The sequence below is a fragment of the Streptomyces sp. NPDC090077 genome, from assembly GCF_044747545.1.
Taxonomy (GTDB): domain Bacteria; phylum Actinomycetota; class Actinomycetes; order Streptomycetales; family Streptomycetaceae; genus Streptomyces.
In genome coordinates this window covers 1-15186 of record NZ_JBIVEG010000036.1, presented here as the reverse complement: position 1 = coordinate 15186, position 15186 = coordinate 1, and the positions used below count along the sequence as shown (strand labels likewise).

Genomic DNA, 15186 nt, shown 5'->3' with positions numbered 1-15186 from the left:
GACAGGAAGGGCCGGCCATGGCCACGGCACCCCGCCCCCGCACCTCCACCCGCGAACCCGAGGAACTCGGCCGCCGCCTCGCGGCCTGGCTCGACGGCCGCCTCCCCGGAGCGAAGGTCGTCAACACCTCCGTCCCCGGCTCCAACGGCATGTCCAGCGAGACCCTGCTCTTCGACATCGAGCACCCCGACGCCCCCGTCCGCGCCTGCGCCCTGCGCCTGGCCGCCGACCCGGCCGCCTACACCGTCTTCCCCACCTACGACATGCCGCGCCAGCACCGCGTGATGAGCCTGGTCGCCGAACACACCGACCTGCCCGTCCCCCGCGTGCTGTGGCTGGAGGAGGACCCGGCACCGCTCGGGGCGCCGTTCTTCGTGATGGCCCGCGCCGAAGGCCGCGTACCGCCCGACGTCATGCCCTACACCTACGAGGGGAACTGGCTGCACTCCGCCACCGACGCCGAACGCGCCGAACTCCAGGAGGCCAGCATCTCCCTCCTCGCCCGGCTGCACGACCGGTTCCCCGCCGAGGAGGCCGAGTTCCTGCTCCCCGCCGGCGAGGGCAGCCCGCTGCGCCGCCACGTCGACGCGCAGCGCGCCTACTACGCGTGGGTGGTGTCCGGCCTGGCGCGCTCGCCCCTGCTGGAGCGGGCCTTCGACCGGCTGGAGGAACTCTGGCCCGCCGACGAGGGCGACCCCGTCCTCAACTGGGGCGACGCCCGCATCGGCAACGTCATCTACGACGGCTTCCGGCCGGCGGCCGTCCTCGACTGGGAGATGGCCGCCTACGCCCCGCGCGAGGTCGACCTCGGCTGGACCGTCTACCTGCACCGGTTCTTCCAGGACCTGACCGTGGGCTTCGGCCAGCCCGGCCTGCCGGACTTCCTGCGCCGCGAGGACCTGGAACGCCGCTACGCGGAGCTCACCGGGCACACCCCGAGGGACATGGAGTTCCACACCCTGTACGCGGCCCTGCGCCACGGGATCGTCATGCTGCGCATCGCCTACCGGCAGGCCCACTTCGGCGAGGTCGAGGTCCCGTCCGACCCGGACGGGCTGATCCTGCACCATGCCAGCCTGGCCGACATGGTGCAGGGCACGTACTGGTAGCCGCGGATCAGGCGGCCTGCGCGTGCTGGCTCCGGCTCGGCAGCGGGGCCGCCACCGGCCGCACGGGACGCGAGCCCGGCCCGCCGACGTGCGAGAACGGCTGCGTCCGCCAGTCCAGCCCCTGCGGCAGGTCGAGGTGCACGACGGCGTCCAGCTCCTGCTGCTCCGGCAGGAGCGCGCCCAGCGTCGGCAGCGCGTCCGCAACCGGACGGCCGGTGCCGGCGCACACCGTGAGCCCGAAGGGGTTCCACGGGGTCAGGCACAGCGCGTGCTGCGGGAGGTGCTCCTCGTCCGCGACGAGGGCGATCGACTGCCCGCAGTCGGGGCAGACCGCGTGGTGGACGTCGAAGTCCTCGGCGTCGCCGGGTTCGAGGTACTCCCCGTCGTCGGCGTAGTCGGATTCGACGGATTCCAGGGGCTCCGGTTCGGTGCGACCGGCGCGCTTGGTGTTCAGCATGGATGTACTCCCCCTTGGGTGGGCCGGGCGGGCAGGTACTTCGGCCACGGCCACACCAAGCACTTCCCGCCGCGCGGCACGAGTAACCACCAGAGCGGGATGTACGCCCGTACACGTCTGTGGCTTTGGTCACATGCCCGCCGCAGGTGCCACTTCTGCGTGGACACCGCTGTGCCGGAAGCCGCTCGGGGCAATAGGTTGTGCGGCTATGAGCGCAATGGAGGAGCTGGACCGCCAGATCGTGGATCTGCTCGTGCGGGACGGGCGGATGAGCTACACGGACCTGGGCAAGGCCACGGGCCTGTCCACGTCGGCGGTCCACCAGCGAGTACGCAGGCTGGAGCAGCGCGGGGTCATCCGCGGGTACGCGGCCGTGGTGGACCCCGAGGCCGTCGGGCTCCCCCTGACGGCCTTCATCTCGGTCAAGCCGTTCGACCCGAGCGCGCCGGACGACATCGCGGAACGGCTGGCGGGCGTGCCCGAGATCGAGGCCTGCCACAGCGTCGCGGGCGACGAGAACTACATCCTCAAGGTCCGCGTGGCCACCCCGCTGGAACTGGAGGACCTCCTGGGTCGCCTGCGCGCCCTGGCCCACGTCTCCACCCGCACCACAGTGGTCCTCAGCACCCCCTACGAGGCCCGTCCACCGCGCGTCTAGCCGAATCCGGCCCGCCGCAGCGGCATCCCGCCCGCACCCGCCCACGGCACCGCCCCACCCCACCCGGGGGAAACCGCGGCGAGCGGAGGGGCGAGACTGGTCGGCATGACCGACCGCACCCCCGCCTCCGCCGACGCCGCCGGAGCCGCCACCCGAACCGTCCTCCTCCGCGGAGGCGAGGTGCACAGCCCCGCCGACCCCTTCGCCACCGCGATGGTCGTCGAGCGCGGCCACGTCGCCTGGGTCGGCTCCGAGGGCGCCGCCGACGCCTTCGCACAGGGCGTGGACGAGGTCGTCGACCTCGGCGGGGCGCTCGTCACCCCCGCCTTCACCGACGCCCACGTCCACACCACCTCCGCCGGCCTCGCCCTCACCGGCCTCGACCTGACCGGTGCCCGCTCCCTCACCGAGGCCCTCGGCCTCGTCCGCGCGTACGCCGGCCGGCGGCCCGCCGACCGGGTGCTCCTCGGCCACGGCTGGGACGCCGCCCGCTGGCCCGAGCGCCGCGCCCCGCGCCGGTCCGAGCTCGACGAGGCCACCGGTGGCCGCCCGCTCTACCTGAGCCGCATCGACGTCCACTCCGCGGTGGTCACCACCGCCCTCCTGGACCTCGTCCCCCAGGTGCACCCGCACGGCGACGACGCGCCGCTGACCAAGGACGACCACCACGCCGTCCGCCGCGCCGCGCTCGCCGCCGTCACCCCCGCCCAGCGCGCCGAGGCGCAGCGGGCGGCCCTGGACCGGGCGGCCTCCCTGGGCATCGGCTCGGTGCACGAGTGCGGCGGCCCCGACATCTCCTCGGCGGAGGACTTCACGGGCCTGCTGGCCCTGGCCGCCGAGCACCCCGGGCCGCGCGTCCACGGCTACTGGGCCGACCGGGACCTCGCCCTGGCGAAGGAGCTCGGCGCGGTCGGCGCCGCCGGCGACCTGTTCGTCGACGGCGCCCTCGGCTCGCACACCGCCTGCCTGCACGCCCCGTACGCCGACGCCGCGCACACCGGCACGGGCTACCTGGACGCCGCCGAGGTCGCCGAGCACGTCGCCGCCTGCACCCGGGCGGGGCTCCAGGCCGGCTTCCACGCCATCGGGGACGCCGCCGTCAGCGCCGTCGTCGAGGGCGTCCGCGCGGCCGCCGGAACGGTGGGCCTGGACCGGATCCGGGCCGCCCGGCACCGCGTCGAGCACGCCGAGATGATGACCCCGCAGACCATCGCGGCCTTCGCGGAGCTCGGCCTCACCGCCTCCGTGCAGCCCGCCTTCGACGCGGCCTGGGGCGGGGAGGACGGCATGTACGCCGACCGGCTCGGCGCCGAGCGCGCCCGCACCCTCAACCCGTACGCGGCCATGCTCAAGGCCGGCGTCCCGCTGGCCTTCGGCTCGGACGCGCCCGTCACCCCGCTCGACCCCTGGGGCACCGTCCGCGCCGCCGCCTTCCACCGGACCCCCGAGCACCGGATCTCCGTGCGGGCCGCCTTCGCCGCCCACACCCGGGGCGGCTGGCGGGCGCTGGGCCGCGACGACGCGGGCACCCTCGTGCCCGGCGCCCCCGCCGACTACGCCGTCTGGCAGACCGGCGAACTGGTGGTCCAGGCCCCCGACGACCGGGTCGCCCGCTGGTCCACCGACCCCCGCTCCGGCACGCCGGGCCTGCCCGACCTGAGCCCGGGCGGGGCCCTGCCGGTGTGCCTGGCCACCGTGGTCGGCGGCCGGGAGGTTTTCGTACGGCCACAGGGGTGATCCGCCGGGCACCGGTGCGGTACCGCGCGCCCGGCCCGGATAGGTTCGGCCGGGCCCACCCCAGGACGTCCCCACCGGACGGCTCCGCCCGCGCCCCGGGGCGAGGGAAGGTTTCGCCGGTGGGGCGGCCCCCGGCACCCGCCGGGCAGGGTGGCCCCGGACCGGGCCCGGCGGCCCAGTAGACAACGGCCACGGCGGCCCGCGGCCAGCGGGAGCCGGGCCGGCCCGAAGGGCCGCCGGTCCCGGTCTCCGGCTGTTCTAAAATCGTCCTGTTGTGACGGGACGGACGAAGAACACGCAAGGGGAACCAGTGAGCGACGGCGGACAGCGGACCCACGGACCGCTCGGCACCACCCTGGTGATCATTCCGACGTACAACGAGGCCGAGAACATCGGCCTGATCACCGGCCGGGTCCGCGCCGCCGTCCCCGACGCGCACGTCCTCGTCGCGGACGACAACAGCCCCGACGGGACCGGCAAGCTCGCCGACGAGCTGGCGGCCGCCGACGACCACGTCCACGTCCTGCACCGCAAGGGCAAGGAGGGCCTCGGCGCCGCCTACCTCGCGGGCTTCGCCTGGGGCCTGGAGCAGGGCTACGGGGTCATCGTCGAGATGGACGCCGACGGCTCCCACCAGCCGGAGGAGCTGCCTCGGCTGCTCACCGCGCTGGCCGGCGCCGACCTGGTGCTGGGCTCCCGCTGGGTGCCGGGCGGCCGGGTGGTCAACTGGCCCAAGAGCCGCGAGTTCCTCTCCCGCGGCGGGTCCACGTACTCCCGGCTGATGCTGGACGTCCCGATCCGCGACGTGACCGGCGGCTACCGCGCCTTCCGCCGCGAGACCCTGGAGGGTCTCGGCCTCGACGAGGTCGCCTCGGCGGGCTACTGCTTCCAGGTCGACCTGGCCCGCCGGGCCGTCCGCATGGGCTTCCGGGTCGTGGAGGTGCCCATCACCTTCGTCGAGCGCGAGCTCGGCGACAGCAAGATGAGCAAGGACATCGTGGTCGAGGCCCTCTGGCGGGTCACCCAGTGGGGCCTGAAGGAGCGCGCGGCCAAGCTCGCCGGCAAGCGCCGCTGACGGGGGGCGACCCCTAGGGGGTGTCCGGTACCTCCGGCTGAGCCCGCTTTCACCGGGGTCCAGGCACACTGGGGGGTATGACGACCGGCACTGGCTCCTCGCGTACGGGCACCCCGACCGCCCCCCGGCGGCGTTCGCCCGCCCGTACCTTCATCCCCCTGGCGGTCGCCGCCTGGCTGATCCTGGAGATCTGGCTGCTCAGCCTGGTCGCCGGTGCGGCCGGCGGCTTCACCGTCGCGGCGCTGCTGGCCGGCGGGCTGGTGCTCGGCGTGGTGGTCATCAAGCGGGCCGGGAGGCGCGCCTTCAAGAACCTCACCCGCAGCTTCCAGCAGGCCCAGGAGCAGGCGATGGCGGGCGGCATACCGTCCGCCCCGCAGCCCCAGAAGGGCTCCGGCAACGCGCTGACCATGCTGGCCGGCCTGCTGCTGATCATGCCCGGCCTGCTCTCCGACCTGGCCGGCCTGCTCCTGCTGCTGCCGCCGGTACGGGCCTTCGCGGCCCGCCGGGCCGAGCGCACCCTGGAGCGGAAGATGGCCTCGGGAGCCCCGGGCGGCTTCGGTGACGCCTTCACCCAGGCCCGGATCCACTACCCCGACGGCAAGGTGGTCCAGGGCGAGGTGATCCGCGAGGACGGCCCCGCCCGGCAGCAGGGCCCGGACGACGGGTACCGGCCCCCGCTGGCCCCGTAAGCCGTAGCAGCACGACGCCGAGGGGCCCCGCCACTGATGTGGCGGGGCCCCTCGGCTACTGCGCGGTGTCCGCGGGTCAGGCGGACTTGCGGCTGTCGCGCGGATGCACGGCAATGTTCATGGCGCCGGAGCGCAGGACGGCCAGCCGTTCGGCCAGCACCTCCTCCAGCTCCTCGCGGGTGCGCCGCTCCATGAGCATGTCCCAGTGCGTTCGCGCAGGCTTGCCCTTCTTCTCTTCGGGCCCGTCCCCGTCCACCAGGAGTGCCATGGCGCCGCACGCCTTGCACTCCCACTCCGGCGGAATCTCTGCCTCAACCGAGAACGGCATCTCAAATCGATGTCCGTTCTGGCATGCGTACTCCACCGCCTGGCGCGGGGCCAGATCGATGCCGCGGTCCGTCTCGTAGCTGGTAACCACGAGCCGCGTACCGCGGAGAGCTCGCTCACTCATGAATCGTGCCTCCCGGGCTTGTCGCCCACAGGACAGGTGTCGCTGTCGTCGTCATCCGGTCAACGTCCGGTCGGCGGTATAGATTCCCGCTCCGGGTCATGCGTCGCCCGTCGTGCCGCCCCTTGTTGTACCCACCAGTGCCCGTTTTGTCACATCTGGCAGCAGATGTCACCCAACGTCCATATTTCTTGAGCGCGCAGTAACGGTCCGCCTGGCAGGCCAAAGGCGTACACTACCGGCCCTTTGCCGCAACGTCGAAATTCGTTCGGGATTCGTTCGTGAGTCCGGATTTCGACGGGCGGCGGAGGGGTCGGATCCGGGCCCGGCCCGGGCCCGGATCCGCGCGTCAGAGGCGTACGGGAACAGGATTGCCCGCCGCCTCCACCGCGCGCCGCACCGGCACCCGCGCGAGCAGCACGAAACCCAGTGCGAAGAACACCACCAACGAGATGATCGCGTCCCGGTAGCTTCCCGTGACCTGGTAGGTCAGGCCGAAGACCAGCGGCCCCACCCAGCTCAGCCCCCGGTCGCTCATCTCGTACGCCGAGAAGTACTCGGCCTCCTTGCCCGCCGGCACCAGGTGCGAGAACAGCGAGCGCGACAGCGCCTGGCTGCCGCCCAGCACCAGCCCGATCATCGCGGCGAGCGCGAAGAACCACACCGGGGTCCGGGCCGGCAGGAAGTACCCGGCCGCCAGCGTCAGCGCCCACGCGGCCAGCGAACCCAGGATGGTCCGCTTGGCCCCGTACACCTTCGCCAGCCGGCCCATCGCCAGCGCGCCCGCCACCGCCAGCACCTGGACCAGCAGCACCGCGCCGATCAGCGTGGACTGCTCCAGCTGCAGCTCCTCCGAGCCGTAGACCGAGGCCTGGGAGATCACGGTCTGCACGCCGTCGTTGTAGATCAGGTACGCGAGCAGGAACGACAGGGTCAGCGGGTAGCGCCGCATGTCCTTGAAGGTGGCCACCAGCTGCTTCCAGCCGCTCACGGCCGGCGCGCCGCCCGCCTCCCGGACCACCGCCCGGTCCCGCAGCCGGCGCAGCGGGACGAGCGCGAAGGCCCCCCACCACAGGCCCGCCGAGGCCAGGCAGATGCGCACGGCCTCGCCCTCGGAGAGGCCGAAGGAGTCGTGGCCCGTGTAGAGGGCGAGGTTCAGGACGAGCATCAGCGAGCCCGCCGTGTAGCCGAAGGCCCAGCCCCGGGAGGAGACGGTGTCCCGCTCGTCCGGGGTGGAGATCTGCGGCAGGTACGCGTTGTAGAGCACCATCGACACGGACAGGGCCGCGTTCGCGACGATCAGCAGGAACCCGCCCAGCAGATAGCGCTCGCCGCCCAGGAAGAACATGGCCGCCGTCGCCGTGGCGCCGGTGTACGCGGCCACGGCCAGCAGCGGCTTCTTGCGCCCGGTCCGGTCGGCTACCGCCCCCGCCAGCGGCATCAGCAGCACGGCGAGGATCACCGACGCCGAGACCGAGTACGCGAAGAAGGACCCGGCCCGCACCGGGACGCCCAGCGGGTGGACGTAGCCCTCCGCGTCCGCGGCGGCCTTCGCTACCGAGGTCAGGTACGGGCCCAGGAACACCGTCAGCACGCTCGCCGAGTACACGGACACGGCGAAGTCGTAGAAGTACCAGCCGCGCTGCTCGCGCTTGCGCGCGGCCGCCGCCTCCCCGGGCGGTCTGCCGTCCTCGGCCCCGGGCTCCGTCCCGTCCGTCGTCTGCGCGCTCATTCGAGAGCCCCCTCGCTGGTCCCCGTGCCGCACGGCCGCGGGCGCCGGCGCGGCCTCCGGGCGGTGTCAGGCCCAGGCGCCGCGCCGGTCCAGCACCGTGCGCAAGATGTCGATCCGGTCGGTCATGATGCCATCGACACCCAGGTCGAGGAGAGCCTCCATGCGTTCCGGTTCGTTCACGGTCCACACGTGCACCTGGAGCCCCCGCTCGTGCGCGGTCCGTACGAAGCGCCGGTCGACCACGCGGATCCCCGCCTGGGTCTCCGGGACCTGGGCCGCCACCGCGCCGACGCGCAGCGCCGCCGGGATCGCGAAGGAACGCAGCCGCAGCCCGACCACCCCGCGCACCCCGTACGAGGTCGCCAGCCGGGGCCCGGCGATCTTCTGGGCCCGGGCCACCCGGCTCTCCGAGAAGGAGCCCACGCACACCCGGTCCCAGACCCCGGCCCGCGCGATCAGGTTGACCAGCGGGTGCAGGGCCGACTCGTCCTTGAGGTCCACGTTCCAGCGGGCCCCGGGGAACTCCTCCAGCAGGTCCTCGAAGAGGGGCAGCGGCTCGCTCCCCGCCACCCGCGCCTCGCGCACCCGGCTCCAGGGCAGCTCCCGGATCCGGCCGCCCATGTCGGTGACCCGGTCCAGCGTGGCGTCGTGGAAGGCCACCAGCTTCCCGTCCGCCGTCGCGTGCACATCGGTCTCGAAGTACCGGTAGCCCGCCCCGGCGGCCCTGCGGAAGGCGGCGGCGGTGTTCTCCAGCCCGTCCGCGGCCCCGCCCCGGTGGGCGAAGGGGATGGGGGCCGGGTGGTCGAGGTAGGGGTGCCGGAGGCGTACGTGAGTCACGGCGGCAGTATGCCCAATCGGCCCCGCCGGGCGGGAGCGCCACGGGGGCCGGGGAGCGGCCGCGGTGTGAACGGCCGGAGCCGTGCGGCACCCCCTCTGGCCCCGGTGGACCGGCCCGTGACAGTCTGGGGCCCCACGACCAATCCAATACCGGCCCCGGGACCACCGTCCGGGGGCCAATCCGACGAAGGTGGACCGGACACCATGGCTCAGTGGACCTCGGCGGTCGGTGCCGCGCAGCTCGCCCGGCTCATCGGCTCCCAGCAGGAGCGGCCCGCGCCGCCCGGCGCCCGCAAGCCGCCCGCCTACCGCACCCTGGCCGACGGCATCCGGCTCCTCGTCCTGGAGGGCCGGGTCCCCGTCGCCGCCCGGCTGCCCGCCGAGCGGGAGCTCGCCGTCGCCCTGTCGCTGAGCCGCACCACCGTCGCCGCCGCGTACGAGGCCCTGCGCGGGGAGGGCTTCCTCGAATCCCGCCGGGGCGCGGGCAGCTGGACCTCCGTCCCGGCCGGGAATCCGCTGCCGGCCCGCGGCCTGGAACCGCTGCCCCCCGAGTCCCTGGGCTCGATGATCGACCTCGGCTGCGCCGCCCTCCCGGCCCCCGAGCCCTGGCTGACCAAGGCCGTCCAGGGCGCCCTGGAGGAACTCCCGCCCTACGCGCACACCCACGGGGACTACCCGGCCGGCCTGCCCGCGCTGCGCCGGATGCTCGCCGACCGCTACACCGAGCGGGGCATCCCGACCATGCCCGAGCAGATCATGGTCACGACCGGGGCCATGGGCGCCATAGACGCCATCTGCAGCCTCTTCGCGGGCCGGGGCGAGCGGATCGCCGTCGAGTCCCCCTCCTACGCCAACATCCTCCAGCTGATGCGCGCCGCCGAGGCCCGCCTCGTACCCGTGGCGATGGGGACGGGGCTGACCGGCTGGGACATGGACGTCTGGCGGCAGGTGCTGCGCGACTCCGCCCCGCGCCTGGCCTACGTCGTCGCCGACTTCCACAACCCGACCGGGGCCCTGGCCTCGGAGGACAAGCGCCGGGCGATGGTCGAGGCGGCCCGCTCCGCCGGGACCGTGCTGATCGCCGACGAGACCATGGCCGAACTCCGGCTGGACCCGGACCTCGCCATGCCCCGCCCGGTCTGCTCCTTCGACCCGGCCGGCTCCACGGTGATCACCGTCGGCTCCGCCAGCAAGGCCTTCTGGGCGGGCATGCGCATCGGCTGGGTCCGGGCGGCCCCCGACGTCATCCGCAGCCTCGTCGCCGCGCGGGCGTACGCGGACCTCGGCACCCCGGTGCTCGAACAGCTCGCGGTGAACTGGCTGATGCGCACCGGCGGCTGGGCCGAGGCCGTCGGGATGCGCCGCGCCCAGGCCCGGGAGAACCGGGACGCGCTCGTCGCGGCGGTGCGCCGGGAACTGCCGGACTGGGAGTACGAGGTGCCGAGCGGCGGGCTCACGCTGTGGGCCCGGGCGGGCGGCCTGTCCGGGTCGCGGCTGGCCGAGGTGGGGGAGCGGGTCGGCGTCCGCGTCCCCTCGGGCCCCCGGTTCGGCGTGGACGGGGCCTTCGAGGGCTACGTGCGGCTGCCGTTCACGGTGGGCGGGCCGGTGGCCGAGGAGGCCGCCGCCCGGCTGGCCGCGGCCGCCCGGCTGGTCGGCACGGGGGCGGGCGGCAGCGGGTCGGAGCCCCCGCGCACCTTCGTCGCGTAGCCCTTCCCGCCGGGCCGGCTACGGAGCCTCCGCCGGGACCTCCGGGATGTCGGAGGCCTCGACCGGCGACCCCTGCGGCCGGATCCGCAGCGGCCGGCCGGGGGCCGGCGCGTCCTCGCCGCCCTGGCCCGGCGCCTGCCGCTCGGGCAGCAGCTCCAGCACCGCCTGCCGGTGGGCGGGGTGCGCGGCGTCGTCGTACGGGTCCGGCGTGGCCGGCACCTGGAGGCGGTGCACGGGTCCGGTGCCGAGCCGCGCGTACCCGCGCCCCGGCGGCAGCTGCGGGGGCGGGGTGGTGTGCGGGGGCAGCCCCAGTACGTCCGCGACCTGCTGGACCGGGGCGGGCCCCAGGACCACTCGGGCGCGGGTGTGCTGCCAGACGGCGTCGTTGAGGAGCTCCAGGTGGTCGAAGTGTTCGGCGACGACCACCGTGACGTGCGCGGCGCGCCCGTGCCGCAGCGGCACCTGGAGCTGGGCGAGGGGATCGGGGCGGCCCTCGGCGGCGGCCAGGTGCGCCAGCACGCTGGGCCGGTCCAGCAGGATCCACAACGGGCGCCGGGAGTCCTCGGGCGCGGGGCGGCCCGCCTCCCGGGCCCGGTGCGTGGCGATCAGCCGCCGCTCGGTCTCGTGCGCCGCCCACTCCACGGAGGCCAGCGCCCCCGTGGGCCCGCACTCGACGGCGAGGACGCCGTCCCGGCCGGCCAGGCAGGCGTACTCGCCGCTGCCGCCGCCCTCGACGACCATCACGTCGCCGCCCTGGCCCAGGGCCTGGAGGGCGATCGAGCGCAGCAGGGTGGAGGTGCCGCTGCCGGGCTGGCCGACGGCCAGCAGGTGCGGTTCGGCCGAGCGCGGGCCGGTCCGCCAGATCACCGGCGGCACGTCGGCCGGCTCCTCCCCCTCCAGGACGGGCACGGTGCGCTGCACGCCGCCGGGGTCGGTGAAGCCGAGGACGGTCTCGCCCGGCGAGGTCACGAAGCGCTGGGCGGCGATGTCGGTCGGCAGCGCCGCCAGCACCCGCAGGTCGAGCCGGTTGGCCTCCTCGTCCCAGTCGAAGAGGTACTCCCGGCCGCGCCCGGCCTTGGCGTGCAACAGGGCCTCGATCCGGGCCCGCGAGGCGGTCTCGCCGTCGGTGAAGTAGGCGGGGTAGCGGATGCGGAGCCGGGTGACCCGCCCCGCGTCGTCGAACTCGTAGTCGCCGAACGCCTCCTCCCAGGCCCCGCCGTGGGTGAAAAGCGGGCTGGGGTCCTCCGGGGCGGAGAAGTACGGCACCAGCGCCTCGTACAGCGAGCGCAGCCGTTCGGCCTCGGCGTCACCGGGCCCGGTGCGGGCCGGGGAGCGGTCGCGGCCGTGCCAGGCCGCGGCCGCCATGACGCCGATCAGGGCGCAGAGGGGGCCGTAGGGGACGATCGCCACGACCAGGACGCAGGCGGCCCCGAGGAAGAACGCCGGACCGCGCTTGTCCTTCGGGGTCTCCGCCCATCTGCGCCGCCCGGCCGAGGCCAGCACGCGCAGGCCCCGCCCGATGACGAGGAGCGGGTGGAGCACGTCGGTGGCGCTGTCGGCGGCCGTGCGGGCGAGGTCGCGGCCCCGGGTGAGCGACGCGCTGCCGCTGCTGAGGATGCGGGGGAGTGGGCGCCGGGCCACGGTCGTCTCCTGGAGTCGTGGTGGTGCGGGAGTGTGGCGTCAGGGCCCGGGCGCTGCGGGACTGGGCGGAACCCAGGCGGCCGAGGCCGCGGGCCTGATCGTGTGCGGCCCGTGCGGGGCCGGAGCCCCGGCGGGGCCGGCACCCGTGCGGGCCTGGAGCCCGGGCGGGCTAGAGCTTGATCCCGCCCAGCAGGCTCGCGAGGCTGGCCGTGCTGGCCGTGATGCTCGGGGCGATGGCGGAGCCGGCCAGGAAGAAGCCGAACAGCGCGCAGACGAACGCGTGCGTCAGCTTCATCCCGTCCTTCTTGAAGAACAGGAAGCAGATGATGCCGAGCAGGACGACACCTGAGATGGACAGGACCATGTGACGTTCTCCTGATGAGTCGAGGCTCCTGGTGGGTGGTTACGGTCACCATCAGTTGTTCCAGGCTCACAGGAAGTATCAATGCGATAAAAGGTGCATACAGGTGAATCCTGGGTTTTTTCACTTGACCGGACGCGCCTGACTGGCGCCCCGGGCGTCCGCGGTGTGGGGGCACCGCTGCCGGGCATCCTTGCCTCGGACCGGCCCCGTCATGTCCCCGGACGGGCGCTACCCTGGCGATTCACCCGTACGGACGCAGTGCCGTGCGCCGTCCTGCCCTCCCGGCCTGGGGAAACTCCTTCCAGAGGCCGCGGGGAGCGCGCGGGCGGCGCGCCACGGCCGGCGCGCCGGGAAGCCAGAGACCGAAAGGCGGTACGACCGATGAGCGAGCACCAGGACGCCCCCGACGAGGACGTCGTCGAACTGGCCGGCAAGATCTTCGACCTGGCCCGTCAGGGTGAGGCCGCGACGCTGGCCGCCTACCTGGACGCCGGGGTCCCGGCCAACCTCACCAACGACCGCGGCGACACCCTCGTCATGCTCGCCGCCTACCACGGCCACGCCGAGGCCGTCACGGTGCTGCTGGCCCGCGGCGCCGAGGCGGACCGGGCCAACGACCGCGGCCAGACCCCCCTCGCGGGAGCCGTCTTCAAGGGCGAGGAAGCCGTCATCCGCGCGCTGCTCGACGGCGGGGCCGACCCGAACGCCGGAACCCCCTCCGCCGTGGACACGGCCCGCATGTTCAACAAGGCCGACCTGCTGGAACTCTTCGGAGCCAAGTAGTCCGCTTTTTCCCGGGGCGGGCCGGGTCCCGACGGGCCCCGCCACCTCACGGCTTGGTCACGGCGCCCTTAAATGTGGTCGCGGCGCACAAACCGCCTGGGTCATCATGGCGTCGGATTCGATTCGCGGACATGACGGACGGGCAGGAGCGGGCTGGACACGACGGGTGTCCACACCCACCCCTGCCGCACCGGCCGCCGTGGTCGCGAAGCACCGACGAGAGTGAGAAGGCAATGGTCTACATCGAGCGGAACCAGACGGCGGACGTCCTCACATGCTGTTACGCGGCTCTGTGAATCCCGATTCCCGGTCGCGTCCCCAGCTTGATTTGAGGCCATTCCCATGTTCGAACCAGTCATAGCGCCGAGCGGTACCCTGCTCGGGCTCCTCCAGCGGGGCCGTGGCGACGGCACGCTGCACGCCCTCGCCGCGCCCAGGCCCGAGGCCCTCGCGGCGCTCAACCAGTGCGTGCTGCGCGACCCGCGCCAGGACTGGCAGGTCGAGAACCGCTCCCTGTACTACGCGCGCCTGTACCTGGACCTCGACGGCCCCCTCGGCGAGATCGAGGCCCACCTCTTCGGCGCCGACGACCTCTTCGACGAAGAGGACCACCGCACGGGCCTCGCCCTGTCCGTCCTCGGCCACCTGGCCTCGTACGGCCGCGACGACGCCCTCATGCTGCTGCGCCGCTACGCCGCCTCCGGCTCCAACTGGGCCTGGGCCCTCGACGAGCTCGCCCTGCGCGACGACGACGCGGGCCTGCGTTCCCTCGCCGAGCCCGTCCTCGCCCGGTTCCCCGCCACCGCCGAGGGCGAGGCGCGGCTGGCCGCCGCCGTACGCGACGCCTACGAGCCGCGCCCCTGGGCCCTGTGGGAGGAGTCGCCCGCCTACGCGGAACGCCTGCGCGCCGCCCGCCAGCAGGGCTCCTTCGACCGCTGGCAGCGCCAGATGACCCCCAGCGGCCCCCGCCCCGGCTGGGGCGTCCAGGCCGTGTTCGACTGGGCCGCCGACGGGCTGCGCCGGGGCACCCCCCTGCACGTCCCCGCCGCGCGGTGTCTCGCCGCCGTGGCCGCCCCCGAGGACCGGCCCGCGATCCTCGCGGCCGCCGCCGGAGCCTCCGGCGAGGCCGCCCGGGCCACCGCCCTGCACCACCTGGTCCTCGCCGAACCGGAGAACCCGGCGGTCCTGGACCTCATCGAAGCCGCCGGGGACGAGCCCGCCGTGGCCGCCTACGAGCGCATGTGCGGCCCCGCCGCCCTCGACCGGGCCCGGCTCTGGGTCCACCGCCCCGACGCGCTCGGAGCGGCCGCCGCGGCCCTCCTGGCGGCCCGCGGCGGCATCGGGGACGCCGGACTGGTCCTCGGCGCCCTCCGCAACACCGTCCGCGGCTCCGGCCCGGACTCCGTCCGCCTCTTCGCCCTGGTCGACGGCGCGGGCCGGCTCTCCATCGGCTGCGCGGCCCCGGTCCTGCGGCACGTCTACCGCGAGACGGCCTCCTCCCACCTGCGCGGCCGCGCGGCCCGCGCCCTGGCCGCCACCGACCCCACGTTCGCGGCGGGCTTCGCCGTCGAGTGCCTCTGGGACTGCGAGGAGACCACCCGCGAGGTCGCGGCCCGCCACGCGGAGACCGCCGACGCCCGCGTGGCCCCCCGCCTGCGCCGCCTGGCGGCGGACCCGGCGGAGGAGGAAGACGTCCAGTCGGCGGTCCGCAGCCGCATCACCCCCGAGTCGGCCGTGTAGGCGGGGGCGCCGCCGGTTCGTGATGTACCGGGGTGCGGGTGGGCTCCCGCTGCGCGGGGCTGGGTCCCCTACCCGCCCTTCGCCCGTTCCCCGGGCTGCGCCCGGACCCCTTGCGGGGGCTCCGCCCCCAGACCCCCGCGCCTCAAACGCCGGCGGGGCTGGATCCTCCAGCCCGCGCGGCGTTTGAGCGCAACGGGGTCAGGGGCGGA

At 74.6% G+C, this 15186-nt stretch carries 14 protein-coding genes; 8 read left to right on the top strand and 6 right to left on the bottom strand.

The annotated features are described in order from the left end of the window. Positions 1 to 17: 17 nt before the first annotated feature. On the top strand, positions 18 to 1109 hold the full coding sequence (locus ACIPW5_RS35025; protein ID WP_401253960.1) for a phosphotransferase family protein: 1092 nt from the start codon (positions 18 to 20) through the stop codon (positions 1107 to 1109). Positions 1110 to 1116: 7 nt separating this feature from the next. Here the strand turns inward: ACIPW5_RS35025 and ACIPW5_RS35020 are convergent, their stop codons facing one another. Beyond that, on the bottom strand, positions 1117 to 1566 hold the full coding sequence (locus ACIPW5_RS35020; RefSeq protein WP_401253957.1) for a hypothetical protein: 450 nt from the start codon (positions 1564 to 1566) through the stop codon (positions 1117 to 1119). Between the two features lie 217 nt (positions 1567 to 1783). Between ACIPW5_RS35020 and ACIPW5_RS35015 the strand changes: the two genes are divergently transcribed. The 4 genes from ACIPW5_RS35015 (at position 1784) to fxsA (ending at position 5725) form a co-directional block, all read left to right on the top strand. Next, positions 1784 to 2224 carry an Lrp/AsnC family transcriptional regulator gene (locus ACIPW5_RS35015; protein ID WP_030240692.1) on the top strand — a complete coding sequence of 147 codons (441 nt, stop codon included), beginning with the start codon at positions 1784 to 1786 and terminating at the stop codon, positions 2222 to 2224. Positions 2225 to 2329: 105 nt separating this feature from the next. Continuing rightward, complete coding sequence (locus ACIPW5_RS35010) at positions 2330 to 3961, top strand: amidohydrolase (protein ID WP_401253954.1); 1632 nt, start codon at positions 2330 to 2332, stop codon at positions 3959 to 3961. Positions 3962 to 4271: 310 nt separating this feature from the next. Then, complete coding sequence (locus ACIPW5_RS35005; RefSeq protein ID WP_401253951.1) at positions 4272 to 5036, top strand: polyprenol monophosphomannose synthase; 765 nt, start codon at positions 4272 to 4274, stop codon at positions 5034 to 5036. Between the two features lie 77 nt (positions 5037 to 5113). Further along, positions 5114 to 5725: an FxsA family membrane protein gene (gene fxsA / locus ACIPW5_RS35000; protein WP_401253948.1), complete on the top strand. Its 612-nt coding sequence runs from the start codon at positions 5114 to 5116 to the stop codon at positions 5723 to 5725. Between the two features lie 76 nt (positions 5726 to 5801). Here fxsA and ACIPW5_RS34995 read toward each other — a convergent pair whose 3' ends face one another. The 3 genes from ACIPW5_RS34995 to ACIPW5_RS34985 form a co-directional block, all read right to left on the bottom strand. Continuing rightward, entirely contained in the window at positions 5802 to 6176 is a 375-nt protein-coding gene (locus tag ACIPW5_RS34995) for an RNA polymerase-binding protein RbpA (RefSeq protein WP_007262928.1), read from the bottom strand. A gap of 346 nt (positions 6177 to 6522) precedes the next feature. Continuing rightward, a complete protein-coding gene (locus tag ACIPW5_RS34990; protein WP_401253946.1) occupies positions 6523 to 7905 on the bottom strand; it encodes an MFS transporter in 1383 nt (460 codons plus the stop codon). A 66-nt stretch (positions 7906 to 7971) separates the two neighbouring features. Continuing rightward, positions 7972 to 8742 (bottom strand): glycerophosphodiester phosphodiesterase, encoded by a 771-nt coding sequence (locus ACIPW5_RS34985; RefSeq protein ID WP_401253943.1) that lies wholly within the window; start codon positions 8740 to 8742, stop codon positions 7972 to 7974. A 204-nt stretch (positions 8743 to 8946) separates the two neighbouring features. Between ACIPW5_RS34985 and ACIPW5_RS34980 the strand changes: the two genes are divergently transcribed. After that, positions 8947 to 10449: a PLP-dependent aminotransferase family protein gene (locus ACIPW5_RS34980; protein ID WP_401253940.1), complete on the top strand. Its 1503-nt coding sequence runs from the start codon at positions 8947 to 8949 to the stop codon at positions 10447 to 10449. An 18-nt stretch (positions 10450 to 10467) separates the two neighbouring features. Here ACIPW5_RS34980 and ACIPW5_RS34975 read toward each other — a convergent pair whose 3' ends face one another. Next, on the bottom strand, positions 10468 to 12090 hold the full coding sequence (locus ACIPW5_RS34975; protein ID WP_401253937.1) for a hypothetical protein: 1623 nt from the start codon (positions 12088 to 12090) through the stop codon (positions 10468 to 10470). A gap of 169 nt (positions 12091 to 12259) precedes the next feature. Beyond that, a complete protein-coding gene (locus ACIPW5_RS34970; RefSeq protein ID WP_007262923.1) occupies positions 12260 to 12454 on the bottom strand; it encodes a hypothetical protein in 195 nt (64 codons plus the stop codon). A gap of 381 nt (positions 12455 to 12835) precedes the next feature. On the opposite strand from ACIPW5_RS34970, the gene ACIPW5_RS34965 reads away from it, so the two are divergent. Both ACIPW5_RS34965 and ACIPW5_RS34960 read left to right on the top strand, forming a co-directional pair. Beyond that, the gene (locus ACIPW5_RS34965) at positions 12836 to 13237 is read left to right on the top strand and encodes an ankyrin repeat domain-containing protein (RefSeq protein ID WP_401253934.1); all 402 of its coding nucleotides are present in this window, start codon (positions 12836 to 12838) and stop codon (positions 13235 to 13237) included. Positions 13238 to 13579: 342 nt separating this feature from the next. Further along, positions 13580 to 14977, top strand: coding sequence for a HEAT repeat domain-containing protein (locus ACIPW5_RS34960; protein ID WP_401253932.1), 1398 nt, complete (start codon positions 13580 to 13582; stop codon positions 14975 to 14977). The last annotated feature ends 209 nt before the right edge of the window (positions 14978 to 15186 follow it).

What these genes read in the sequence shown, in the direction of transcription:
- ACIPW5_RS35015 (WP_030240692.1), top strand. Translation starts at nt 1,784, where the DNA reads ATGGAGGAGCTGGACCGCCAGATCGTGGATCTGCTCGTGCGGGACGGG.
- fxsA (WP_401253948.1), top strand. Translation starts at nt 5,114, where the DNA reads ATGACGACCGGCACTGGCTCCTCGCGTACGGGCACCCCGACCGCCCCC.
- ACIPW5_RS34995 (WP_007262928.1), bottom strand. Translation starts at nt 6,176, where the DNA reads ATGAGTGAGCGAGCTCTCCGCGGTACGCGGCTCGTGGTTACCAGCTAC.
- ACIPW5_RS34965 (WP_401253934.1), top strand. Translation starts at nt 12,836, where the DNA reads ATGAGCGAGCACCAGGACGCCCCCGACGAGGACGTCGTCGAACTGGCC.
- ACIPW5_RS34970 (WP_007262923.1), bottom strand. Translation starts at nt 12,454, where the DNA reads ATGGTCCTGTCCATCTCAGGTGTCGTCCTGCTCGGCATCATCTGCTTC.
- ACIPW5_RS35020 (WP_401253957.1), bottom strand. Translation starts at nt 1,566, where the DNA reads ATGCTGAACACCAAGCGCGCCGGTCGCACCGAACCGGAGCCCCTGGAA.
- ACIPW5_RS35010 (WP_401253954.1), top strand. Translation starts at nt 2,330, where the DNA reads ATGACCGACCGCACCCCCGCCTCCGCCGACGCCGCCGGAGCCGCCACC.
- ACIPW5_RS35025 (WP_401253960.1), top strand. Translation starts at nt 18, where the DNA reads ATGGCCACGGCACCCCGCCCCCGCACCTCCACCCGCGAACCCGAGGAA.
- ACIPW5_RS34960 (WP_401253932.1), top strand. Translation starts at nt 13,580, where the DNA reads ATGTTCGAACCAGTCATAGCGCCGAGCGGTACCCTGCTCGGGCTCCTC.
- ACIPW5_RS34980 (WP_401253940.1), top strand. Translation starts at nt 8,947, where the DNA reads ATGGCTCAGTGGACCTCGGCGGTCGGTGCCGCGCAGCTCGCCCGGCTC.
- ACIPW5_RS34990 (WP_401253946.1), bottom strand. Translation starts at nt 7,905, where the DNA reads ATGAGCGCGCAGACGACGGACGGGACGGAGCCCGGGGCCGAGGACGGC.